Origin of the sequence: Amycolatopsis sp. YIM 10, assembly GCF_009429145.1 — a bacterium.
In the GTDB taxonomy this organism is placed as follows: domain Bacteria; phylum Actinomycetota; class Actinomycetes; order Mycobacteriales; family Pseudonocardiaceae; genus Amycolatopsis.
In genome coordinates, this window is record NZ_CP045480.1 from 5,802,847 (window position 1) to 5,824,187 (window position 21,341).

The 21,341-nt window shown below is 71.4% G+C and carries 27 protein-coding genes; 7 read left to right on the forward strand and 20 right to left on the reverse strand.

Annotated features, from left to right (window positions below):
- Positions 1-124 precede the first annotated feature (124 nt).
- On the forward strand, positions 125-757 hold the full coding sequence (locus YIM_RS27565; protein ID WP_153033096.1) for a TetR/AcrR family transcriptional regulator: 633 nt from the start codon (positions 125-127) through the stop codon (positions 755-757).
- A 58-nt stretch (positions 758-815) separates the two neighbouring features.
- On the opposite strand, the gene YIM_RS27570 is transcribed toward YIM_RS27565, so the two are convergent.
- From YIM_RS27570 to YIM_RS27595, 6 genes are all read right to left on the reverse strand, one after another.
- On the reverse strand, positions 816-1,289 hold the full coding sequence (locus YIM_RS27570; RefSeq protein ID WP_113692302.1) for a bifunctional nuclease family protein: 474 nt from the start codon (positions 1,287-1,289) through the stop codon (positions 816-818).
- Between the two features lie 245 nt (positions 1,290-1,534).
- Positions 1,535-2,281: a MerR family transcriptional regulator gene (locus YIM_RS27575; protein WP_194239770.1), complete on the reverse strand. Its 747-nt coding sequence runs from the start codon at positions 2,279-2,281 to the stop codon at positions 1,535-1,537.
- The gene (gene garA, locus YIM_RS27580; RefSeq protein ID WP_113692303.1) at positions 2,278-2,742 is read right to left on the reverse strand and encodes a glycogen accumulation regulator GarA; all 465 of its coding nucleotides are present in this window, start codon (positions 2,740-2,742) and stop codon (positions 2,278-2,280) included. The genes YIM_RS27575 and garA overlap by 4 nt, the downstream gene beginning before the upstream one ends.
- 120 nt (positions 2,743-2,862) lie before the next feature.
- Positions 2,863-3,246: a glycine cleavage system protein GcvH gene (gcvH, locus tag YIM_RS27585; RefSeq protein ID WP_153037292.1), complete on the reverse strand. Its 384-nt coding sequence runs from the start codon at positions 3,244-3,246 to the stop codon at positions 2,863-2,865.
- Positions 3,247-3,294: 48 nt separating this feature from the next.
- Positions 3,295-3,912, reverse strand: coding sequence for a CDP-alcohol phosphatidyltransferase family protein (locus tag YIM_RS27590; RefSeq protein ID WP_153033097.1), 618 nt, complete (start codon positions 3,910-3,912; stop codon positions 3,295-3,297).
- 307 nt (positions 3,913-4,219) lie between these two features.
- Positions 4,220-4,444, reverse strand: coding sequence for a hypothetical protein (locus tag YIM_RS27595; RefSeq protein ID WP_153033098.1), 225 nt, complete (start codon positions 4,442-4,444; stop codon positions 4,220-4,222).
- 261 nt (positions 4,445-4,705) lie between these two features.
- Between YIM_RS27595 and YIM_RS49360 the strand changes: the two genes are divergently transcribed.
- Positions 4,706-5,194: a hypothetical protein gene (locus YIM_RS49360; protein ID WP_228004053.1), complete on the forward strand. Its 489-nt coding sequence runs from the start codon at positions 4,706-4,708 to the stop codon at positions 5,192-5,194.
- 3 nt (positions 5,195-5,197) lie between these two features.
- Here the strand turns inward: YIM_RS49360 and YIM_RS27605 are convergent, their stop codons facing one another.
- Positions 5,198-6,913, reverse strand: coding sequence for an AMP-binding protein (locus YIM_RS27605; RefSeq protein WP_153033099.1), 1,716 nt, complete (start codon positions 6,911-6,913; stop codon positions 5,198-5,200).
- A 36-nt stretch (positions 6,914-6,949) separates the two neighbouring features.
- On the reverse strand, positions 6,950-7,795 hold the full coding sequence (locus YIM_RS27610; RefSeq protein ID WP_153033100.1) for a crotonase/enoyl-CoA hydratase family protein: 846 nt from the start codon (positions 7,793-7,795) through the stop codon (positions 6,950-6,952).
- Positions 7,796-7,929: 134 nt separating this feature from the next.
- Here YIM_RS27610 and YIM_RS27615 point away from each other — a divergent pair, with 134 nt between their 5' ends.
- Positions 7,930-8,799: an alpha/beta fold hydrolase gene (locus tag YIM_RS27615; protein WP_153033101.1), complete on the forward strand. Its 870-nt coding sequence runs from the start codon at positions 7,930-7,932 to the stop codon at positions 8,797-8,799.
- On the opposite strand, the gene cobA is transcribed toward YIM_RS27615, so the two are convergent.
- From cobA to mrf, 6 genes are read right to left on the reverse strand one after another with little or no spacing between them, the layout of a single operon-like run.
- On the reverse strand, positions 8,785-10,002 hold the full coding sequence (gene cobA / locus YIM_RS27620; protein WP_153033102.1) for a uroporphyrinogen-III C-methyltransferase: 1,218 nt from the start codon (positions 10,000-10,002) through the stop codon (positions 8,785-8,787). The genes YIM_RS27615 and cobA overlap by 15 nt on opposite strands.
- Positions 10,003-10,040: 38 nt before the next feature.
- Positions 10,041-10,433, reverse strand: a complete 393-nt coding sequence (locus tag YIM_RS27625) for an ankyrin repeat domain-containing protein (RefSeq protein WP_153033103.1) — start codon at positions 10,431-10,433, stop codon at positions 10,041-10,043.
- A gap of 12 nt (positions 10,434-10,445) precedes the next feature.
- Positions 10,446-11,246, reverse strand: coding sequence for a class I SAM-dependent methyltransferase (locus tag YIM_RS27630; protein ID WP_153033104.1), 801 nt, complete (start codon positions 11,244-11,246; stop codon positions 10,446-10,448).
- Positions 11,243-11,401, reverse strand: a complete 159-nt coding sequence (gene rpmF / locus YIM_RS27635) for a 50S ribosomal protein L32 (RefSeq protein WP_153033105.1) — start codon at positions 11,399-11,401, stop codon at positions 11,243-11,245. Before rpmF ends, YIM_RS27630 begins: the two co-directional genes overlap by 4 nt.
- Complete coding sequence (locus YIM_RS27640) at positions 11,401-11,658, reverse strand: type B 50S ribosomal protein L31 (RefSeq protein ID WP_153033106.1); 258 nt, start codon at positions 11,656-11,658, stop codon at positions 11,401-11,403. The genes rpmF and YIM_RS27640 overlap by 1 nt, the downstream gene beginning before the upstream one ends.
- On the reverse strand, positions 11,655-12,905 hold the full coding sequence (gene mrf / locus YIM_RS27645) for a ribosome hibernation factor-recruiting GTPase MRF (RefSeq protein WP_194239772.1): 1,251 nt from the start codon (positions 12,903-12,905) through the stop codon (positions 11,655-11,657). Before mrf ends, YIM_RS27640 begins: the two co-directional genes overlap by 4 nt.
- A gap of 51 nt (positions 12,906-12,956) precedes the next feature.
- Here mrf and rpmB point away from each other — a divergent pair, with 51 nt between their 5' ends.
- The 4 genes from rpmB to rpsR are packed head-to-tail and all read left to right on the forward strand — an operon-like array spanning position 12,957 to position 13,892.
- Positions 12,957-13,193: a 50S ribosomal protein L28 gene (rpmB, locus tag YIM_RS27650; RefSeq protein ID WP_153033108.1), complete on the forward strand. Its 237-nt coding sequence runs from the start codon at positions 12,957-12,959 to the stop codon at positions 13,191-13,193.
- Positions 13,193-13,357: a 50S ribosomal protein L33 gene (rpmG, locus tag YIM_RS27655; protein ID WP_153033109.1), complete on the forward strand. Its 165-nt coding sequence runs from the start codon at positions 13,193-13,195 to the stop codon at positions 13,355-13,357. Before rpmB ends, rpmG begins: the two co-directional genes overlap by 1 nt.
- Positions 13,357-13,662 carry a 30S ribosomal protein S14 gene (gene rpsN, locus YIM_RS27660; RefSeq protein WP_153033110.1) on the forward strand — a complete coding sequence of 102 codons (306 nt, stop codon included), beginning with the start codon at positions 13,357-13,359 and terminating at the stop codon, positions 13,660-13,662. The genes rpmG and rpsN overlap by 1 nt, the downstream gene beginning before the upstream one ends.
- Complete coding sequence (gene rpsR, locus YIM_RS27665; RefSeq protein ID WP_153033111.1) at positions 13,659-13,892, forward strand: 30S ribosomal protein S18; 234 nt, start codon at positions 13,659-13,661, stop codon at positions 13,890-13,892. Before rpsN ends, rpsR begins: the two co-directional genes overlap by 4 nt.
- A gap of 49 nt (positions 13,893-13,941) precedes the next feature.
- Here the strand turns inward: rpsR and YIM_RS27670 are convergent, their stop codons facing one another.
- The 6 genes from YIM_RS27670 to YIM_RS27695 all read right to left on the reverse strand — a co-directional run bounded on the left by YIM_RS27670 (position 13,942) and on the right by YIM_RS27695 (position 21,313).
- Positions 13,942-15,180: a serine hydrolase gene (locus YIM_RS27670; protein ID WP_153033112.1), complete on the reverse strand. Its 1,239-nt coding sequence runs from the start codon at positions 15,178-15,180 to the stop codon at positions 13,942-13,944.
- Positions 15,181-15,248: 68 nt separating this feature from the next.
- A complete protein-coding gene (locus YIM_RS27675; protein WP_153033113.1) occupies positions 15,249-15,545 on the reverse strand; it encodes a hypothetical protein in 297 nt (98 codons plus the stop codon).
- A 76-nt stretch (positions 15,546-15,621) separates the two neighbouring features.
- Positions 15,622-16,509 carry an LLM class flavin-dependent oxidoreductase gene (locus YIM_RS27680; protein ID WP_228004054.1) on the reverse strand — a complete coding sequence of 296 codons (888 nt, stop codon included), beginning with the start codon at positions 16,507-16,509 and terminating at the stop codon, positions 15,622-15,624.
- A gap of 40 nt (positions 16,510-16,549) precedes the next feature.
- Entirely contained in the window at positions 16,550-17,953 is a 1,404-nt protein-coding gene (locus tag YIM_RS27685; RefSeq protein WP_153033114.1) for an aminotransferase class V-fold PLP-dependent enzyme, read from the reverse strand.
- Positions 17,950-19,287 carry an MFS transporter gene (locus tag YIM_RS27690; protein WP_153033115.1) on the reverse strand — a complete coding sequence of 446 codons (1,338 nt, stop codon included), beginning with the start codon at positions 19,285-19,287 and terminating at the stop codon, positions 17,950-17,952. The genes YIM_RS27685 and YIM_RS27690 overlap by 4 nt, the downstream gene beginning before the upstream one ends.
- 10 nt (positions 19,288-19,297) lie before the next feature.
- Positions 19,298-21,313, reverse strand: coding sequence for a neutral/alkaline ceramidase (locus YIM_RS27695; protein WP_153033116.1), 2,016 nt, complete (start codon positions 21,311-21,313; stop codon positions 19,298-19,300).
- Positions 21,314-21,341 lie beyond the last annotated feature (28 nt).

Genomic DNA, 21,341 nt, shown 5'->3' on the forward strand with positions numbered 1-21,341 from the left:
CACACCGTCGAGATTCACCTCTGTCGACGGTAAGCCGGGTCGGGGACCCGGTCAACGCGACGCGCGGCCGGTCCGGCCAAAGGTTGAACTTGCCGGATTTACTTGGCCGTGTTAATTTTTACTCATGCAGGTAAACAAGGACTCCCAGCCGGAACTGGGACTGTCCGTGACCGAAGCGGCACGGCGAGCACAGATCATCCAGGCCACCATCGAGGTCATCGCCGAACTCGGCTTCGCGAAGACGTCGTTCGCCCGCATCGTCGAGCACGCCGGGCTGAGCAGCACGCGGATGATCTCCTACCACTTCGGCTCGAAGGAGGAGCTGATGAGCGCGACGATCGGCCAGATCTCGCAGCTCAAGGACGAGTTCATGACCGAGCGCCTGGCCGGCGACACGACCAGGGCCGGCATGCTGCGGGGATTCATCGAGTCCGAGGCGGCCTTCGTGGCCGCGTACCCGGCGTTCCAGCGGGCGATGAACGAGATCCTCGGCCAGGTGTGGGGCGGCCAGGAGGGCGGCGGCCACATGTTCCACGAGGCGGTGCTGCGGGACATGCGCGTCGGCCGCATCGAACGGCAGCTGACGCAGGGCCAGCGCGAAGGCGCGTTCGGCGAGTTCGACGTCGAGGTGATGGCGCTGAGCATCCGGCAGGCGCTCGACGGACTGGCCAACCGTCTCGTCCGCGAGCCGGACCTGGACGCCGAGCGCTACGGCCGCGAACTGGCCACGCTGTTCGAGAAGGCCACCAGGCCATGACGACGAACCGGCGCGGCCCCGGGGACAGGTGTCCAGGGGCCGCGCCGGATTCGTGTTCTTAAGTATCTGCTCCGCGGAAATCTTCCGGAGAGACGGAGTCGAGGAACTCGCGGAACTTCTCCACCTCGTCCTCCTGCTCGTCGGGAATGATCAGCCCGGCTTCCTCCAGGACGGCGTCCTCGGCGTGGATCGGCACGCCGACGCGCAGCGCCAGTGCGACCGAATCGCTCGGCCTCGCCGACACGCGGATGTCACCGTCGAAGACCAGCTCGGCGAAGAAGGTGCCTTCGCGCAGGTCGGTGATGACCACTTGCTCAAGTTCCCGGCCGAGTGCGCCGATGACCTCTTTGAGTAGGTCGTGGGTCAGTGGCCGGGCCGGGCGCACACCCTGTTGCTCCAGGGCGATCGCGGTGGCCTCGACCGAGCCGATCCAGATCGGCAGGTACCGCTCTCCTTCGGTTTCCCGCAGCAACAAGATCGGCTGGTTCGCGGGCAGTTCGACCCGCACGCCGACGACGCGCATCTCGCTCATCGGGTTCGCCTCCCTAACCTGCACACGGGCCGCACGCTGTGCCAAGGGTCCCGCATCGCCACCCTCGACGCTACCCGTCTTCCGGACGCTGTGCTCGCTCTACCTTCGCGCCCGCCTCGCGGGCTTCTCCAACCGTACGGCATCGGGGTCCCCGCGTTCAGCAACGGATTCGGCGCCGGGCCGTCCGGACACCTCCGCGCGATGCTCAACGCGGCCCGGTCCAAGATCATTCCCGGCTGGCCGGGCTAACCGCCGGTCACCCCGCGGATACCCGCTTTGACCAGCAGCGTGTGCAGGGCGACCGACAGTGCCGCCAGCTCGCGCACCACCTCGTCGGCACGGGCCTTCGCGCCCGCGTCGCGCTGCCGGTAGACCGGCGTAACAATTTGCTCCAGTAGGCCGACCTCCCGGTCCGCCGATGCCCGGAATGCCCGCAGATGCCGGGGTTCGATGCCGTACTCGGTCATCGCCCGCACCGTTTTGGCCACCAGTACCGCGTCGGGGTCGAAAAAACCGGCCGCGCCGGGCCGGACCAGGCCGTACTGCTGGAGTTCGGCCAGCATCGCCGCGTCGATCCCGGACTGCGCGAGCAGTTCCTCCTGGGTCAGCCGCACCGGGCGCGCCGGCTCGAAGTCCTCTGGCGCGGGCAGGCCGCGCTCCCCCGCGCCGGTGCCGAGCGAGACCAGCTTGCGCGGCGGCCGCAGCGCCGGGACCGGCGCCTCGGCCCCGCGATCGGCGGCGTCAAGCTGCTCCTTGATCACCTTCAGCGGAAGGTAGTGGTCGCGCTGCGCGGACAGCACGAAGCGCAGCCGCTCGACGTCCGCCGCGGCGAACTGCCGGTACCCGGACGGCGTCCGGCCAGGCTGCACCAGTCCCTCGGACTCGAGGAACCGGATCTTGGAGATGGTCACATCGGGGAAGTCGCCGCGCAGCTGCGCCAGCACCGCCCCGATGCTCAGGCCATCCCGGGGTTGCCGCCCGGCAGCCGTCACCGCGCCCCCTGGCCCCCGTGGCCCGGGCCGGTCAGGAAGACGAGGCGGAACTTGCCGATCTGGACCTCGTCACCGCCGGCGAGCACGGCCTGGTCGACCGGCTCGCGGTTGACGTAGGTGCCGTTGAGGCTGCCCACGTCGATCACCACGAACTCCCCGCCCTCGCGGCGGAACTCCGCGTGCCGGCGCGACACCGTCACGTCGTCGAGGAAGATGTCGCTGTCCGGGTGGCGGCCGGCGCTGGTGGTGTCGCGGTCGAGCAGGAAGCGCGAGCCGGCGTTGGGGCCGCGCTTGACGACCAGCAGGGCCGATCCGGCCGGCAGTGCGTCGATGCCCGCGACCGGTGGCTCCGGCGCCTGGGCTTCCTGTCCCTCGACCTCGGCGAGGAAGTCGGCCCGGAAGACGGAGGTCCGCTCCGGAGACTGCTCCGGGGGAACGCCGGGCCCGTCGTTCGTGCTCACCTGAGCTCTCCTTACGCACTGAAAGGTTTTCTTCGAAACGTGTGCAGCCCAACGTACCGTGCCTGATCGATTCGGCCGGTGGTGGGCTCCCCCAACCGGCCGCGCGCGCGGGCGCGGGGCTCAGCCCTGGGTCAGGCGCTGGTAGGCCTCGGCGTCGAGCAGGCTGTCCGGGGTGGCCGAGCCGGTCAGCTTCAGCTCGATCAGCCAGCCCTCGCCGTAGGGGTCGCTGTTGATCAGCTCGGGCGAGTCGGCGACCGCGTCGTTGACCGCGACCACCTCGCCGTCCAGCGGGGCGAACAGCTCGGACACGCTCTTGGTGGACTCGACCTCGCCGAAGCTCTCCCCGGCGGTCACCGTCAGCCCCGGTTCCGGCAGGTCGACGAAGACGACGTCACCGAGCTGGTCCTGGGCGTACTCGGTGATGCCGACGCGCACCGCGCCGTCACCGTGCGCGGCGACCCACTCGTGCTCCTCGGTGTAGCGCAGTTCCTCCGGAGTGGACAACGCCGTTCCCCTTTCCTCACCACCGGTCGAGGTGGGCAAGTCTGTCATTCAGACGACGGTCGTGGCACCCCGGCCGGGCGATATCGCCCGCACGGTCTGGAGCACGTAGAGCGCGCCGGACCACAGGTACAGCACGCCGCCCCAGGTGGTGAAGGCGTAGGCGATCGGGCGGGCGACCGCGGCCAGGTCGGAGCCGCCCTGGGTGAGCAGGAGGAAGGGGAAGGCGTACATCAGCACGAAGGTGGCGCCCTTGCCGATGTAGGTGACCTCGGGCGGGGCGTAGTTGTGCCGCCGCAGCACCAGGATGCAGACGCCGACGACGAGTTCGCGCAGCACCAGCGGCGCCACCACCCACCACGGCACGATGTCGCGCAGCAGGAAGGCGACCAGCGTGGCGATGATGTAGAGCCGGTCGGCGGCGGGGTCGAGCAGCTGGCCCAGCCTGCTGGTCTGGTCGAGCCAGCGGGCCAGTTTGCCGTCGAGCCAGTCGGTGAAGCCGCCGAAGGCCAGTACCGCCAGCGCCCAGCCGTCCTCTTCCGGGCCGAGCAGCAGCCACAGGAACACCGGGACACCGGCGAGCCGGAGAATGGACAGCAGGTTCGGCGCGTTCAGTGCCTGCCGGGCCAGAGAGGGTTCCGGCCTGGTCGCCGATGGGGGCTCGCTCACCCGCTCAGCCTAGGCATCCGCCGGACCACCCGGTCGATCGGCTCGACGATCCCGGCGGTGCCCGGACACCCGCCGTTCGCACGGTTGGTACTCGACGCAACAAAGCTCACAGGGCGACCGGCCAAGCCACAACAGGTGAAGGTTCAGTACCGAAAGGCTTACCGGCCAGCGCGCCGGGTGGGGCGGCTGGTCGCGGCGGGCGGGAGCCGGACTGGTGAAAGGCCGGGCTGCGGAAGGGCCGGGCTGGTGAAGGGCCCGGCCGGTCCGCGTGCGGGTCAGCCAGCGTGGGAGTCAGCCAGCGTGCGGGTCAGCCCGCGCGGCGGTAGCTCCAGCCGCGGCGTTGCAGTTCCGCCCGGGTGAGCACCTGCGGGCGGCCGCGCCGGTCGGTGCCGACCCAGCGCGCGTTGTTCTCCAGCACGTACGGGCGTCCCAGGCTCCACACCACGGTGCACGGCGCGGTCGGCGGCGTCCGCGTGGAGGTGGACTGGGACCTGGTTGTTCCGGGTTCTGCCGGGGATTCTGCGTTTTCCATCGCTCTCATACTTCTGCGCTCGGGGCCGGGTGATCGTCGGACGCACCGCTCGGGGTTCGCGGTGGCCCTCCACATACCTGTCGGTCGGCAACGGCCGTTCGTTAACGGCTCGCGCGATCTTTCACCCGGTTTTCCATCTGCTGGGACGGAATCACCGTCCGTTACCGTCCACATAGGACACGGTCGGGCGTGTCGGTACCGTCCCACGCGGCGGCCTCGGCGACAATGGCGCGCGCACGCTGCTCGCGGAAGGGGCCGCTCTTGACCGCCACCACCACCGTACGCCTTCTCGGCGCCGCCGGGCTCGCCGTGCTCGGCGCGTGTTCGGCGGAGCCGGAGCCGGTCGCCGCGCCGCCCATGCCCAGCACGGAAGTCGTCGTCGCGCCCACCACCAACGACACGTCCATGCCGCTGACCACCCCGCCGGTACCGGCGCCCACCACCACGCGACCACCGGCGCCGGAGCGGGCCACGCCCGAACAGGGCTGCGGCACGGTCACCGCGGCCAGCGGATTCACCCTGGAGGTGCTGGACGAGGTCGAGTCCGGCGTGCCGTGCGCCGAAGCCCGGTCGGTGGTCGAGCGGTTCCACCAGGCGATCGCGGGCAGGCAACCGGCCGGTTCACAGGAGCCGGTCAGCGAGACGGTGGACGGCTGGCTCTGCGTTTCCGGCGCGCCCACCGCGCAGGGCGGCACGACGTGCGGCAAGCAGGACCGGACCGTGCTCGCCGCCGTCGCGCCGCTCGAATGAGGCTCAGGAACCCTTGAGCGTCGGGAAGTCCTCCTCGCGGAACTCACCGGCCGGGCGCTCGCTGGTCTCGTTCTCGCGCCCGCGCAGCTCGACCCGGCGGATCTTGCCGGAGATCGTCTTCGGCAGTTCGGTGAACTCCAGCCGCCGGATCCGCTTGTACGGGGCCAGGTGCTCGCGGCAGTAGGCCAGGATCGCCAGCGCGGTGTCCGCGCTCGGCTCGTGCCCGCCCGCCAGCACCACGTACGCCTTGGGCACGGCCAGCCGGATCGGATCCGGCGCGGGCACCACCGCGGCCTCGGCCACCGCCGGGTGCTCGATCAGCACGCTTTCCAGCTCGAACGGCGAGATCCGGTAGTCCGAGGCCTTGAACACGTCGTCGGTGCGGCCCACGTAGGTGATGTAGCCGTCTTCGTCGATCGAGCCGACGTCACCGGTGTGGTAGTAACCGTCGGCGAAGGCCGTGGCGGTGCGCTCGGCGTCGTCGGCGTATCCGGTCATCAAGCCGACCGGCCGCTTCGCCAGGTCCAGGCAGATCTCGCCCTCGGTGGCGCGCTCGCCGGTGACCGGGTCGACCAGCGCCACCGCGAACCCCGGCAGCGGACGACCCATCGAACCCGGCCGCACCTCCTGCCCAGGGGTGTTCGCGATCTGCACGCTGCTCTCGGTCTGCCCGAAGCCGTCGCGGATGGTCACTCCCCACGACTTGCGGACCTGCTCGATCACCTCCGGGTTGAGCGGCTCCCCGGCCCCGACCACCTTGCGCGGCGGGGTCTTCAGCGCCCCCAGGTCGGCCTGGATGAGCATGCGCCACACCGTCGGCGGGGCGCAGAAGCTGGTGATGCCGCAGCGGTCCATCTGCGCCATCAGCGCCACCGCGTCGAAGCGCGTGTAGTTGTACAGGAACACCGTCGCCTCGGCGTTCCACGGCGCGAACACGTTGCTCCAGGCGTGCTTCGCCCAGCCGGGTGAGGAGATGTTCAGGTGCACGTCCCCCGGCTCCAGGCCGATCCAGTACATAGTGGACAGATGGCCCACCGGGTAGGAGATCTGGGTGTGCCGCACCAGCTTCGGCTGCGCGGTGGTGCCGGAGGTGAAGTACAGCAGCAGTTCGTCGTCCGCGCGGGTGACCCCGTCCGGGGTGAACTCGGCGGATTCGGCATACGCGGAGGCGAATTCGTGCCAGCCGTCGGCCGCCTCCCCCGCGGTGTTCCCGACGACGACACGCGTGTACTCCCCCGGCACATCCGCGAACTTCTCGACGTCGGCCGAGCGGACCACCACGTGCTTCGCCCCACCCCGGTCCACGCGGTCGCGCAGGTCGGCCGCGCCGAGCAGGGTGGAGGCCGGGATGATCACCGCGCCCAGCTTGATCGCGGCGAGAATGGTCTCCCACAGCTCGCCCTGGTTGCCCAGCATCAGGATCAGCCGGTCGCCGCGGCGCACGCCGAGCCCGCGCAGCCAGTTCGCCACCTGGTCCGAGCGGCGCGCCATCTCCGGGAAGGTCCAGCGGTTCTCGGTGCCGTCCTCTTCCACGATCCAGAGCGCGTACCGCTCGGCGTTGGCCGGATCGCGGGCGATCTCGTCGAACCAGTCCAGCGCCCAGTTGAACTCGCCGAACTCCGGCCAGGCGAACCCGGCGTTCGCGGTCGCGTAGTCCTCCCGGTGCGCGAGCAGGTAGTCCCGCGCGTTCCGGAACCGCTGGGAAGCCTCGTTGCCCACCTTGGTCACTCCTGCCCTCGAATGCCCTCGAATCCGCTATTCCCCGCCGAAGCTCGGCGCGCGCCGCTCCAGGAACGCCTGCGCCGCCTCCGCGAGGTCCTTGCTCGGCAGGAACGCGGCGTTCCAGGTGGACACGTACCGCAGGCCGTCGGCGACCTGCCGCTCGGTGTTCACCGAGAGCACGTCCTTCGTACCCTGCACCACCAGCGGCGGGTTCGCAGCGATTTCCCCGGCGAGTTCGCGCGCGGCGGCCAGCACCGCGTCCTGGTCCGGGTAGACGTCGTTGACCAGGCCGATCCGCTCGGCCCGCGCGGCGTCGATGTCCTTGCCGGTCAGCGCCAGCTCGCGCAGATGCCCCTCGCCGACGATGGTGGCCAGGCGCTGCAGGCTGCCGAGGTCGGCGACGATGGCCACCTTGACCTCACGCACGCTGAACTTGGCGTCGGCGCTGGCCAGCCGGACGTCGGCGGCGCTGATCACGTCCACGCCACCGCCGATGCACCAGCCGGCCACCGCGGCGATCACCGGCTTCCGGCAGCGGGCCACCGAGGTGACGCTGTCCTGCAGCACGCGGATCTCGTCGAGGAAGGCGGTGCGCGGCTTGGCCAGCGCGTCCCCGGCCAGCAGCGGGGCCCAGGTCGGCATCATCGCGGGCAGGTCGAGGCCGTAGGAGAAGTGCTTGCCGCTGCCGGTCAGCACCACCGCCCTGATCTCGGGGTCGGCGTCGATGGCGTTGAACACCAGCGGCAGCTCACGCCAGAAGTCGGGGCCCATCGCGTTGCCCTTGCCCGGCCCGAGCAGGGTCACCTCGGCGACGTGGCCGGAGTGGTCCACCTTGAGCGAAACGAGATCGGGCAGCGCGTCTAATGCACGGTCGGTCATGGCCGCCATCATTACTCATGAGTACGGGCCGGTGCCAGCGACCGGCCGGTGACTGGTTGGCGGGATGCCAACCCGACCCGGTAGATGGTTTGCTTGACGGGTGCGGGCCTGATGGCGGAGGGATGGTGACGGCGATGAGCGCGGACAACGCGGCGGTGGTACTGGACGAGCCGGCCGAGCCAAGGCGGGCCACCCGGCCGATCGAGCTGGCGGGGTCGTTCGTGCACGAGGGGCACCGGCTGGCCTACACCGAGTACGGCGACGGCGACCGGGTGGTGGTGCTCACCCACGGCATCATGTTCACCCGCCGGATGCACGCGCCGCTGGCCAGGCGGCTGGCGGCCGAGGGCTACCGGGTGGTCACCCTCGACCTGCTCGGGCACGGCGAGTCCGCGCGGCCGACCGAATCCTGGCTGTACTCCATGCCCGCCTTCGCCGAGCAGACCGTGGCGCTGCTCGACCACCTCGAGGTGGACCGCGCGGTGGTCGGCGGCACCTCGCTGGGCGCGAACGTCTCGCTCGAGGTGGCGGTGTCCGCGCCGGAGCGGACGCACTCGCTGATCGCCGAGATGCCGGTGCTGGACAACGCGATCGTGGCCGGGCTGCTCACTTTCGCCCCGCTGCTGTTCGCGGCCAGGTTCGTGCCGGTGACCGTGCGCGGGGTGGCCGCGGTGGCCGGGCTGGTGCCGCACGGCAACCAGTGGGTGGACGTGGTCACCGACACGCTCGACCAGCAGCCCGCCGGGATGGCCGCGCTGCTGCACGGCGTGCTGTTCGGCCGGATCGCGCCGCCGAAGTCGGTGCGGCGCCGGATCAAGGTGCCCACGCTGGTGATCGGCCACCAGCGCGACCCGATCCACCCCTTCGGCGACGCCGACACGCTCGCCGCCGACCTGCCGGACGCGCGGTTCATCCAGGCACGCAGCCCGATCGAGTTCCGGATGGACCCGGGCAGGCTCACCGACGCCGTGCTGGACTTCCTGGACACCTCATTCGTTAGCTAGGCCCGCAACCGGCCCGATCACGATGATCGCGGGCGGGCGCACGCCCGCCTCGGCCGCGGCCTCGGCCACGCTGTCCAAAGTGGACCGCAGGACCCGCTGGGTGCGCATGGTGCCGTCCTCGATGACGGCCACCGGGGTGTCGCCGGGACGGCCGCCGTCGAGCAGCGCGCCGGCGAACTTCGCCAGCCGCTCGACGCCCATCATCAGCACGATCGTGCCGCGCAGCCGGGCCAGCGCGGACCAGTCGGTCAGCGACTGCGGGTGGCCGGGCGGCACGTGCCCGGAGACGACCACCACCTCGTGGGTGACCCCGCGGTGGGTCACCGGCACGTCGGCCACCGCGGGCACGGCGAAGGCGCTGGTGATGCCGGGGACCACGGTGACCGGGATGCCCGCGTCGGCGCAGGCGAGCACCTCCTCGAAGCCGCGGCCGAACACGTACGGGTCGCCACCCTTGAGGCGGACCACGAACTTGCCCGCCTTGGCGTGCTCGATCAGCGTGGCGTTGATCACGTCCTGGCTGGCCGCCCGGCCGTACGGGATCTTCGCCGCGTCGATCACCTCGACCTCGGGGGCCAGCTCGTCGAGCAGCTCGCGCGGGCCGAGCCGGTCGACCACCACCACGTCGGCGCGGGCGAGCAGGCGCCTGCCGCGCACGGTGATCAGCTCCGGGTCGCCGGGGCCGCCGCCGACCAGCGCCACGCCGGGCAGTTCGTCGCCGGGCGTGCGGTACTCGGCGGCCACCGTGCCCGCGCGCAGACCGTCCAGGATGGAGTCGCGGACCGCGGCCGAGCGCAGCGGCTCGCCGCCGGAGAGCACGCCCACCAGCACTCCCCCGTGCCGCCCGGAGGCCGGGGTGACCGCGCTGCCCTCGGTACCGGCGTCGGCGCGGACGCAGAACACCCGCGCGCGCTCGGCCTCCGCGCAGACCGCGGCGTTGACCTCGGGCAGGTCGGTGCAGGCCAGGGCGTACCAGGCGTCGGTGAGGTCGCCGTCGGCGTAGGCGCGCCGGTGCCAGCGCAGCTCACCGATCTCGGCCATGGCCTCGACCGAAGGGGTGACGTGCGGTGCGATCACCTCGACCGCGGCGCCGGCGCCGACCAGGCGCGGCAGCCGCCGCTGGGCGACCATGCCACCGCCGACCACCACCACCCGCTTACCGGAGAGGTCGAGGCCGGACAGATAGTGGGGATCTTCTGGCATGCGTAGAAGCATGCCTGGCCGCACGCGCGGCAGCGCGCTCAGGGCCGCAGGAGTGTGAGCATTTCGTCGTTGCCGAACATGCGCGCGGTCTCCAGCGCGGACGGCTGCCCGGCGTCCGGATCGGCCCCGCCGGCCAGCAGCGCCTTCACCACCTCGGGCTCGGCCTTGAACACCGCACCGGCCAGCGGGCTCTGGCCGCGGTCGTTGGTCCGATCGGGGTCGGCCCCGCGTTCGAGCAGCGCGGTGACGGTGGCCGCGTGACCGTGGTAGGCGGCGAGCATGACCAGGGTGTCCCCACGGTCATTGGTCAGGTTCGCCGGGATTCCGGCGTCCACATAGGCCGCCAGCTCGGCGGTGCTGCCGGTCCTGGCGAAGCCGAAGACCTTGGCCCACAGTTCGAGCAGCTCGGGATCGGGTTCTGGGTCGGTCACCGACCCAGCATCTCACGCGGGGACGCGGCCCACCGCGATCAGTGAACCGCAGTCGAGCGAGGTCACGCCCGCTTCGGCGAGCCCGGCCGTGAAGCGCTCCCTGACCCGCGCGACCGCCGGTTCGTCCAGTCCGATGAGGAACGCGCGCATGGCCGCGCCGAGGTACAGCTTCCACGCGTCGTCGGGGTGCAGCGGCTGCACGAACTCGACCTCCTCGACGGTGACGTCGGTCAGGCCCAGCCCGGTCAGCCAGGTGGTCAGCTTCTCCGGCGTGTCGATCCGGGCCTGCGCGCCGACCCGGTCGACGGACTCGGCCAGTTCCGGCCGCTCGGTCGCTGCCGCGGCCTGCCCGATCGGCACGATCCTGGCCATGCCGCCACGGCGCCAGGTGGTCACCGCGAACCGGCCGCCGGGGCGGAGCAGGCTGATCAGCCGCCGCGCCCCGGCGTCCATGTCCGGGAAGAAGAACACCCCGTATACGCACTGGACCAGGTCGTACGGCTCGGCGGCCCAGGTCAGCACGTCGTGCTGGGTGAAGGCGAGCTGGGCGAGCCCCCGCGCGGCGACGCGTCCCTGGGCGAGCAGGCCCTCGGCGGCGTCCACCGCGTCGACGTGCCCGGACGGGCCGACCGCGAGCGCGGCGGGCACCGCCGAAGCACCCGAGCCGCAGCAGGCGTCGAGCACGCGGTCGCCGGGCGCGGGCCGGGTGACCGCCACGGTCAGTTCACCGAGCGGCCGCCACAACCGCGCGTACCAGTCCGCGAACTCGGCGCCGGCGGCGCTGAACACGCCGCCGGCGAACTCGGGATTCATCGGGCGATCCGCTGGAAGTGGCCGATCAGGCGGCGCGGGACCAGCTGCCGCTGCCCGTCGACCACGATGGGCACCAGGTCCGGCGTGGTGGCCTTCCACTGCGCCCGGCGGTGCCGGGTGTTGCTGCGCGAGGTCTTTCGCTTGGGCACGGCCATCACTTACCGCCCTTTCGCTGTCCGTAGCGGCGATGGAACTTCTCGACCTGGCCCGCGGTGTCCATGATGCGGCGGGCGCCGGTCCAGAACGGGTGGGAGGCGGAGCTGATGTCCACCAAGACCAGAGGATAGGTGTTCCCGTCGGCCCATTCGACGGATTTCTCCGACGTCATCGTGGACCGGGTGAGAAAGGCCTCGCCGGTGGCGGTGTCCTTGAACACCACCGGGTGGTAGTCGGGGTGGATACCCGGTTTCATCGCTGTTCGTCCTTCCGGTCGGCCGCCGAGATCTCGTGTCCCGAGGGCTTTTCGTCGTCGTTGTCGTCGCAGGGTTCTTCGTGCCATTCACCGAACGGGTCCGGGTAGCGCGACCACGCTTCCGGCCCGGCGGCGAGTTCGGCGTCGGTGAGCAGCGCCGCGTCGAGCGCCGCCGCCACCTCCTCCGGCGTGGCCTGGTGGGTGAGCACCACCAGTTCCTGCGCCCGGTCACCGAACTCCGGATCCCAGCGCAGGGAAGCCAGCGTCCGGCGCTCCGGGCTCACGTCCGTCCACTCCGGACCGTCGTCGGCGGCGAGCCAGTGCCCGGCGTGCCCGATGCCGAGTCCGCCCCCCGCGGACTCGACCCAGAGCGCCATCGACGGCTGGCTCGCCACCCACACCCGGCCGCGGGTGCGCACCACGCCGTCGAGCAGCACGTCGATGGCGTCGTGGAGGCGTTCCGGGTGGAACGGCCGGGTGCGGGAGTAGGTCAGCAGCGCGATACCGCAGTCCTCGGCCAGCGGCGGTTCACCAGTGAGCAGCGGGCCGTGCATGTCGGTGACCTCACCGCGCCGGGCGCCCGCGGGCACCGCGTCACGGACTTCGGTGGTGGTGGTCAGTTCGAGGCGGACCGCGGCCGGGGCCAGCCGGTCGAGCACCGCGGCGGTCTTGGCGGCGGTCCAGGCGTCGGGCGCGTCCCCGTCGAGTACCAGCACGTCGGCGAACTCGACCTGGGCGATGCCGACCTGGGCCAGCGTGCGCTCGTCCTCGGGGCTGGCTTGCAACCCGCGTTCGTCGAGCGTGTCGTCGCCGGTGACGTCGGTGAGCCAGGTGGCGCGGTCGAGCACGGCGGCCACCGCCTCGACCCGGACGTCGTCGAGTACCGGGCGGTCGCCGACCAGGGTGTGCTCGAGCGCCCAGCACACCGGTTCCGGCTCCATCGCCTCGTCGAGGCGGACCACGATGCGCCGGACCTCGGGCAGCCGGGACAGCTTGCGCAGCAGCGGCAGCAGGTCCTGGCGCAGGGTGCACGAAACGCAGCCGTGGGCCAGCTCCAGCACGGTGAGCTGGTCTCGCCCGCCGAGCTGGAGACGCCGGGTGACCACGCCCTCGTGGATGCGGCGCAGGTTGTGGTGCACCACCGCGGTGCCGGGCTCGCCGGCGCGGAGGCGGTCGGCCAGCGCGGCGCCGGCTCCGGGCGCCAGGCCGCCGATCAGGGTGAGGGGAATGCGGAGGTCTTCGGTCACGGGTGTGTACTGTAGTTGAAAATGACTATCAATACCAATTGAGGAGGACAGGTGTCGGCTGTGTGCCAGGTCACCGGGCGGCGGCCCGGGTTCGGCAAGCAGGTCTCGCATTCGCACAAGCGGACTTCGCGGCGCTGGGACCCGAACCTGCAGTCGCGGCGGTACTGGGTGCCGAGCGAGGGCCGGTGGGTCCGGCTGCGGGTCTCGGTCAAGGGCATGAAGACCATCGACAAGCGCGGGATCGACGCGGTGGTCGCCTCCCTGCGCGCACGCGGGGAGAAGATCTGATGGCGCGCAACGAGATCCGGCCGATCGTGAAGCTGCGGTCGACCGCGGGGACCGGATTCACCTACGTCACCAGGAAGAACCGCCGCAACGACCCGGACCGGCTGGTGCTGCGCAAGTACGACCCGGTGGCCCGCCGCCACGTCGAGTTCAAGGAGGACCGCTGATGGCGAAGAAGTCGAAGATCGCGCGTGACGCGCAGCGGCGGGTGGTCGTCGCCCGGTACGCGGAACGGCGAGCCGAGCTGAAGGAGATCGTGCGCTCCCCGGCTTCCTCCCCGGAGGCCAAGGCGGCGGCCGTCTCGGCACTGCAGGCGATGCCCCGCGACGCGAGCCCGACGCGCCTGCGCAACCGGGACGTCGCCGACGGCAGGCCGCGGGGGCACCTGCGGAAGTTCGGCCTGTCCCGCGTCCGGTTCCGGCAGATGGCGCACAACGGTGAGCTGCCCGGCGTTTCGAAGTCGAGCTGGTGAGTGCCGTGAAGCGCGAACCGAAGAAGCGGCGGAACCTGCTCGCCGCCGAGAAGGTGTCCGAAGTGGACTGGAAGGACACCGCGCTGCTGCGGAAGTTCATCTCCGACCGCGGCAAGATCCGCGCGCGCCGGGTGACCGGTCTTACGCCGCGGCAACAACGGCAGGTGGCCACCGCGATCAAGAACGCCCGCGAGATGGCCCTGCTCCCCTACCCGGCGCAAGGGCGCTGAGCGGGGAACGCGTGCGGCGGGTGCCGGGGCACCCGCCGCACGCTCCGGGTCAGCCGAGGCTGGCGCGCACGGCCTTGGCCAGGCTCGCCGCGCGCGGGTCGTCGGGCCGGAAGTTCCACAGGTTCGTGACGTAGCCGAAGCCGACACCGGCCTCGGGGTCGGCGAACCCGATCGACCCGCCGGAACCGGGGTGGCCGAACGAACCCGGCCCGACCATCGGCATCGGCGTGCAGGACCGGTGGAACCCGAGCGACATGTAGAAGGAGCGGTCGGCCGGGATGTCCAGTTCCGCCGGCAGCCCGTGCATCCGCGTCCTGTCGGTGTGCACCTCGGTCATCCGCTCGACCGTCTCCGGCTCCAGCAGCCGGATCCCGTCGACCTCGCTCACCGTGGCGGCGTACATGCGGGCCACCGAGTGCGCGTCAGCGACCATATTGGCGGCCGGGAACTCCGCCGCCCGCCAGGCCCGCGTGGTGAAGTAGTCGGAGGTGTTGTCCAGTGCGCCACCGAGTTCGCCGGCCTTGGCCTGCACCGAGTCCGCGCCCCACACGGCGTTGATCCACGCGGTGACCGTGTCCGCGTCGAGCCCGGTCAGCGCGATCATCCCGGCGAGCAGCTCGTCCAGGCTGAACGGGGCGGCGTAGTGGATCCCGGCCACCCGCTCCTCGTGCTGCTCGGGCAGGCCGATCCAGGCGCTCAGGCCGAGCGGTCCGGCGACCTCGTCGGCGAAGAACGTGCCGAGCGACTTGCCGGAGATCCGGCGCACCACCTCACCGACCAGGAAGCCGTAGGTGACGCTGTGGTAGACGTGCTCGGTTCCCGGCTCCCACAAGGGTTTCTGCGCCTCGAGGGCCCGGATGACCGGGTCCCACGCGCAGGCTTCCTCGAAGGTCAGCGGGCCGTCGACGATCGGCAGCCCGGCCTGGTGCGAGAGCAGCCAGCGCACCGGGATCTGCTCCTTGCCTCCCGCGCCGAACTCCGGCCAGTACCGGGCCACCGGGGCGTCCAGGTCCAGTTCGCCGCGCTGGGCCAGCAGGTGCGCGCAGATCGCGGTGGCACCCTTGGTCGTGGACGCCACCTGGGCGACGGTGTTCCGGTCCCACGGCCGGCCGGCCTCGCGGTCGGCGAGGCCGTCCCACAGGTCGACCACCAGACGGCCGCCCGCGTAGACGCTGCACGCCGCGCCGACCTCGCCGTCCTCCGCGAAGTTCGCGCGGAAGGTGTCGGCGACCTTGCCCCATCCCTCTTCGACGAAGTGACCGTTTGCCGTGTTCGCTGTCGTGTTCATGCCGAGAACGATCGCCGGGCGCGCTGACACCGGGCAGCCACGGCGCTGACATCGACAGCGCCGGTACGTCAGTGCTCGTCGTAGTGGGACTGGTGCGCGGCGTGGCGGTGGCCGTCGTGCAGGTAGTCGACGTGGTCACCGTGCGGGACGGCGACGTGGCCGCAGCCCTCACCGTGCTGGTGCGGGTGCGCGTCGTGCTCGACGTGCGAAGCGGGCTCGCACTCGTCGTAGTGGCCGTCGTGCGCGCGGTGGAGGTGTCCGTCGTGGACGTAGTCGACGTGCTCGCCGTGGGGCACCGCGACATGTCCGCAGCCCTCACCGTGCCGGTGGTCGTGGCCGGTGTGTTCGGCGTGTGCGGTGGTCATGATCGGCTCCTTCCGGATTCGCGGGCCACGCTAACACCGCGCGACGGCCCGCGCGCTCCGCGTGAACCCGATCGGGTCACCCCAGAAGCACGCGTGCCTGGGCCAGCCGGTCCACCTGCTCCCGCCAGTCGCCGCCGCCGATGCCCAGCACGAGGTGGTCCACCCCGGCGGCGGCGTACTCGGCGAACCGGTCGGCCGCGTCGTCCGGTGTGCCGGTGATCGGCACCCGCCGCGCCCGCTCGAGCGCCATGCCGTACCCACCGGCGATCTGCTCGGCGAGATCGGCGGCCGAGGTGCCGCCGAAGGAGACCACCCCGCCCACGGTCACCGTCGGCAGCGGCCGCTCGTACTCCCCCGCCAGCTCGGCCAGCTGCCCCCGGCCGCGGATCACCTCGTCCACCGGGATGAGCGAGGGGAACCAGCCGTCCCCGAAGCGCGCCGCCCGCCGCCTGGCCACCGCCGAATCGTTGCCCACCCAGATCAGCGGTGACCGCACCGCGGGCGCCAGCTGGACCACCGGCGCCCCCGGTTCGTGCTCGAACCGCACCGGCTTGCCCGCCAGCAACTCCGGCAGCAGTTCCAGGGCGAGATCGGTGCGCCTGCCGCGCTCGGCGTACGGCACCCCGGCCGCCGCCCACTGCGCCGCCCCGCCGCCCGACCCGACCCCCAGGACGAGTCGGCCGCCGGAGAGGTGCTGCAGGCTGGCCACCTGCTTGACCGCCCAGGCCAGCGGGCGGATCGCGGGCACGAACACACTGGTGCCGATCCGCACCCGCTCGGTGACCGCGGCGGCGGTGGCCAGCCCGGCCACGGTGTCCAAAGTGGACATGCCGGTGACCAGGTGGTCGCCCATCCAGACCCCGTCCAGCCCGGTCGCCTCCGCGTGCCGCGCCGCCGTGCGCAGGTCGAGCCCCTGTTCGAGCTGCGCCGACACCGACGGCAGGATCACCCCGATCTCCATCATGGTGACGATCCTGGGACCTCGACCATGCTGGAGGTCAAGCTCATTCGTGCAACTGGCCCAGGAATTCGAGCAGCAGGCGCTCCCGCAGGCGCGCCGGAGCGGCCGCGAGCAGGGTGTTGACCTCGGCCATCCGGGTCGGCAGCCCATCGGCGTCACCGAGTCCGGCCGCCGCGAGCAGCCCGGCGAACTGCTCGGAAGTCAGCTGCGCGGGATCCAGTGCGGCGATGAAGCCGAGCACCTGCGGATCCACCGAGACCGGCCCGGCCGCGCGCGCCGCGCCGACCGCCGCTTCGAGATCGGCCAGAAAGTCGCGCTCGTGGCCCCGGTTCGCCGCCGACAGGGTCAGGTGCAGGTTCGCCGGGGATACCCCGTGCGCGAACTGCGGCTGGACGTACCAGTTCCGCGCCGACATCTCGTCGGCCACGGTGAACAGGTCGAAGCCGGGCGTGCCGTCCAGGGCGAGCGCCACCAGCGTCGAATCCGGTGTGCCGAGCACACGCAGGCCGCCGATCTTGTCGATCCCGGCGGCGATCTCCTCGGCCGCCGCCCGCGCGTCGAGCGCCAGCCGCCGGTAGCGCTCGGCGCCGATGTACCGCACCACGGCCCACGCCGACGCCAGCGGACCGCCCGAGCGAGTGGACTGCACGGTGGTGTTGAGCATCGTGTAACCGGGCCAGTCGGCGCTGGCGAAGTAGTGCCCGCGGCGCAGTTCCGCGTTGGCGTGCAGCAGAACCGAGACGCCCTTGGGGCAGTAGGCGTACTTGTGCAGGTCGACCGAAACGCTGGTCACGCCCGGCACGTCGAAGCCGAACGGCCCGACGCCGAGGTGTGGCAGTACCCAGCCGCCGATGCAGGCGTCGACGTGCATCCGGATGCCCCTGGCCGAAGCGGCCGCGGCGATCTCGGCGATCGGGTCGAGCACACCGTGTGCGTAGGACGGCGCGCTGGCCACCACCAGCACGGTGTGCTCGTCCATCGCCGCCGTCATCGCGGCCGGATCGGCGCGGAAGGTCACCGGGTCGACCGGCACCGAAACCGCGCGCACACCGAAGAAGTGCGCGGCCTTGTGGAACGCGGCGTGCGCGGTTTCGGGCAGCACCATCGTCGGTTCACGCACGTCCGGTGCGCCGGTCCGCGCGGCGAGTACCGCCAGCAGGCAGGATTCGGTGCCGCCGGAGGTCACCGCGCCGACCGTGTCGGCGGTACCGCCGGCCAGCTCGGCGGTCGCCGCCACCAGATCGTTCTCCAGGCGCAGCAGGCTGGGGAAGGCGGTCGGGTCGAGCCCGTTGGCGTGCGCGGCCAGCGCATGCGCTTCGGCGGCCAGTTCGTCCACTCCGGACAGTCCGCTGTCGTAGACGTAGGCCAGCGTGCGGGCGCCGTGCGTGGGCAGGTCCGCCGCGCGCAGTGCCCGGAGTTCGGCGAGCACCTCCTCGGCGGGGTTCATCGGCCCGGTTCCAGGATCGACTTGCGCAGCAGCGGCAGGGCGATCGCCACCAGGATCGCGGGCAGCAGCGAGAAGCCCAGGAGCACCGCGGTGACCGCGCTCTCCGGTTGCGCCGCCGCCGCGTCCACAGAGGACACATAACCGCCGAGCTGCAGGATCAGGCCGAACAGGCCGGGGCCCAGCGCCAGGCCGAGCGTCTCACCCGCGGTCCACACCCCGGCGGCCACTCCGGCGCGGGTGGCACCGGTGCGTTCCTCCTCCGCGGAGATCAGGTCGGGCAGGATCGCCAGCGGGAACACCTGGATGCCCGCGTAACCGATGCCCGCCAGCGCGACGAAGACGAAGAACAGCGGGGTCGGCAGCACCCGCGCGGCCAGCAGCCCGAGCAGGGCGATCGTGAAGATCACGGTGAAGATCCGCAGCCCGGTGACCTTGCCCCAGCGCCGTCCCAGTGCCATGCACAACGGCATCACCAGCAGCGCGGGACCGACGAACCCGGCGAAGAGAAAGGTCTGCAGGCCGGGGTCGCCGAGCACGTGCCTGGCCAGGTAGCTGACCCCGGCGAGCAGCGTGCCGATGCCCAGCGACTGGACGAAGTAGACCCCGAGCAGCCAGCGGAACGCCCGCCAGGCCCGCATGGTGGCGAGCAGTTCGCGCCAGCTGGTGGTGGGCTGGCGGACCTTCGCCACCGGGGCGTTGCGGATGCTGAAGTACACCCCGAGCGTGCCGCCGAGAATGACCAGCCCGATCGCGACGCCCATCGCCTGGTAGCCGGGCACCCCGCCGAAGATCTCCACGATGGCGGGCGCGCCACCGCCGGAGACCAGGATGGCCAGCGCCAGCACGCTGATGCGCCAGCTGTTGAGCCGGGTGCGTTCCTCGTAACCGGGGGTCAGCTCGGCGGGCAGCGCGTTGAACGGCACCTGGAAGAAGGCGAACGCGGTGGCGCACAGGAAGAACACGGCCACCACGTAGCCGGCGTCGAGCCAGGTCTTCCCGAAGCCGGGGTGCGCGAACAACGCGGCGAACAACACGGCGACGCCGATGCCGCCGAAGAGCAGGAACTTGACGCGGCTGCCCGACTTGGCCAGGCGGGCGTCGGAGATGCGGCCGGCCACCGGGTTGAACAGCACGTCCCACGCCTTGGGCACCAGCACGATGGCGCCGGCGATCGCGCCCGGCACGGCCATGGTGTCGGTCAGGTAGGGCAGCAGCAACAGCCCCGGCACGGTGCCGAAGGCGCCGGTGACGAACGAGCCGACCGAATATCCGAGCCGTGTCTTGAGCGGGAGCACGGCGCTGACTGTATCCGTGGACAGGTCGCTTTTGGGCATCGCGGGGTGATCAGGCCACCACGAACGCCCGTGACGTGCCGCTGAAGGGGGTGATCGCGCCGGTGACGCCGTGCTTCCAGTCGCCGTGGTGGACCAGGCGGTACTTGCCGGGGGCGGCGTTCGCCGGGATGTCCCAGGTGAGCACCGCCTTCGACTCGCCGAGCACGGTACGGGCCCAGCGGTACTTCGTCGCCCAGTCGCCGTCGTCGGCGTGACGCACCCACGAGCCGTCGACGAGGCGCTGCACCTCCAGGAAGGTGCCGCCCCGGCGCAGGTTGTTCTTCGGGTGCCCGGTGACGAACTCCACCAGCACCTGCTCGCCACGCCGGTAGGTGCTCTTCGCCTCGGTCAGCACGTCGCCGAAGGCCTTGAACAGCGGTGCGCTGTCGAAGACCACGCCCGGCTGGAAGTTCAGCTGCTTGTCCGTCAGGTCCCGCGGCCGCGGCCCGGGCTCGACCGGCTTCCCCGCGCGCATCGCGGCGGCCAGCCGCGCGAACTCCTGCTGGTAGGCGGGCAGGGTGTAGCGGCCGAACAGGGTGGACGCGCCCTCGTACTGCTGCGAGTCGTACTCCTCCGGCGTGGTCACGTACTGGCTGTAGGCGTTGGCGTAGCCCTGCACCAGCACGTTCTCCAGCGGCACCCCGAGTTCGGCGGCGACCGTGCGGCGCAACCGCAGCCCGGCCACGATGGTGAACTCGGCGGGCCCGGCGACCAGGTACAGGGAGCCGATGCGGACCAGTTGCAGCGGCAGCACCTCCGGCGCCCACGGGTACGGCTTCATCGCGCCGAACGGCACCGCGACCACCTTCGGCGCCTGCGCGTCGGCCAGTTCCTTCGGCACCGGCGCGTCCATGCCGCCGAGCGCGTCGATGAACGGGTTGCGAATGCCTTCGGGAAGCGGCAGTCCCGGGCCGTCCTCGGTGCTGCCCGCCAGCATCGAGGCGCCGATCGCCGCGGTGCAGGTGCGCCGCGGCGTGCCGTCCGGGGTGAACCGGCCGTCAACGTCCACTTTGGACATGTCCACGAAGGACATCCGGAAGTCGATGGATCCACTGACCGGAGTGCCGGCGTCGTAGGCTCGCCGTGCCGCCCGGTACTGGCGTTCCCCGATGATCCTGGTGTTCTCGAACTCGTCCTCGGTCGGGCCGGAACCCGGCTTCAGGTTGAGGTTCGGCGACATGTCCCCGGAATTGGTCTGCGGAAAGCTGGCCACGAAGCCCGGTTTGCCGTCGAGGTAACGCACCCCGGCTTGGTCGTGCTCCCAGTGATAGGCGGCGTACCCCTTGTTGTCGCCGCTGATCAGCTTGTTGCCGTTGGTCATCGAGGTGCCGTGGGTGGCGAACCAGCAGATCGCGCCGGTGTCGCGCCCCTGCTGCGTCAGCCGCAGCACGGTCATCGCCGGATCGATGGACAGCGGGAAGAAAGCCTTGTCCGCGGCGGGGTTCAGCTCGAAGGCGGTGCGCGAGCGGTTGGCACTGGCGTCGGTCAGCTCGCCGCGGCCGAGGCTGATCGTGCCGGGCCGCAGGTCCTCGTGGGCGGCCTTGATCGCTTCGACGATGCCGTCGACCACGGCGTCGAAGGTCTGTTCCTGGAAGCCGAGGATCGACAGGTTGTAGGCAGCGTAGTGCGAATAGCCGCCACAGCCGGCGTGCGTGTGCGTGGCGTTGAGCAGCACGTTCTGGTCGGTGTACAGATTCCCGTACGCCTTGGCGAGTTCGGCGAGCACGGCCTGGTGCACCGACTGGAAGATGGCGCCGAGATCGGCGTTGACAAAGGCGATCCGCTTCGTGCCGTCGTCGATGACGTAGGCCCGCGCGCGGGTGCGCTGGTGGATGCCCGCGGTCTGCTGCTGCGGCATGGAGTACCCCATCATGCCGTTCTCCGCGGCCGGGCCGGTGACGTCGGCAATACCGATGCCGATCCGGTAACCGCCGCTCGCCGCCCGCGCCGCGCTCGCGCCGAGCGCGCCCGCCACCAGGGGAACCGCGGCGGCACCCGCCAGGACCTGCCTCCGGCTGACCGGCATGCCGCCTCCTCGTTGAACCAGCTCGAAC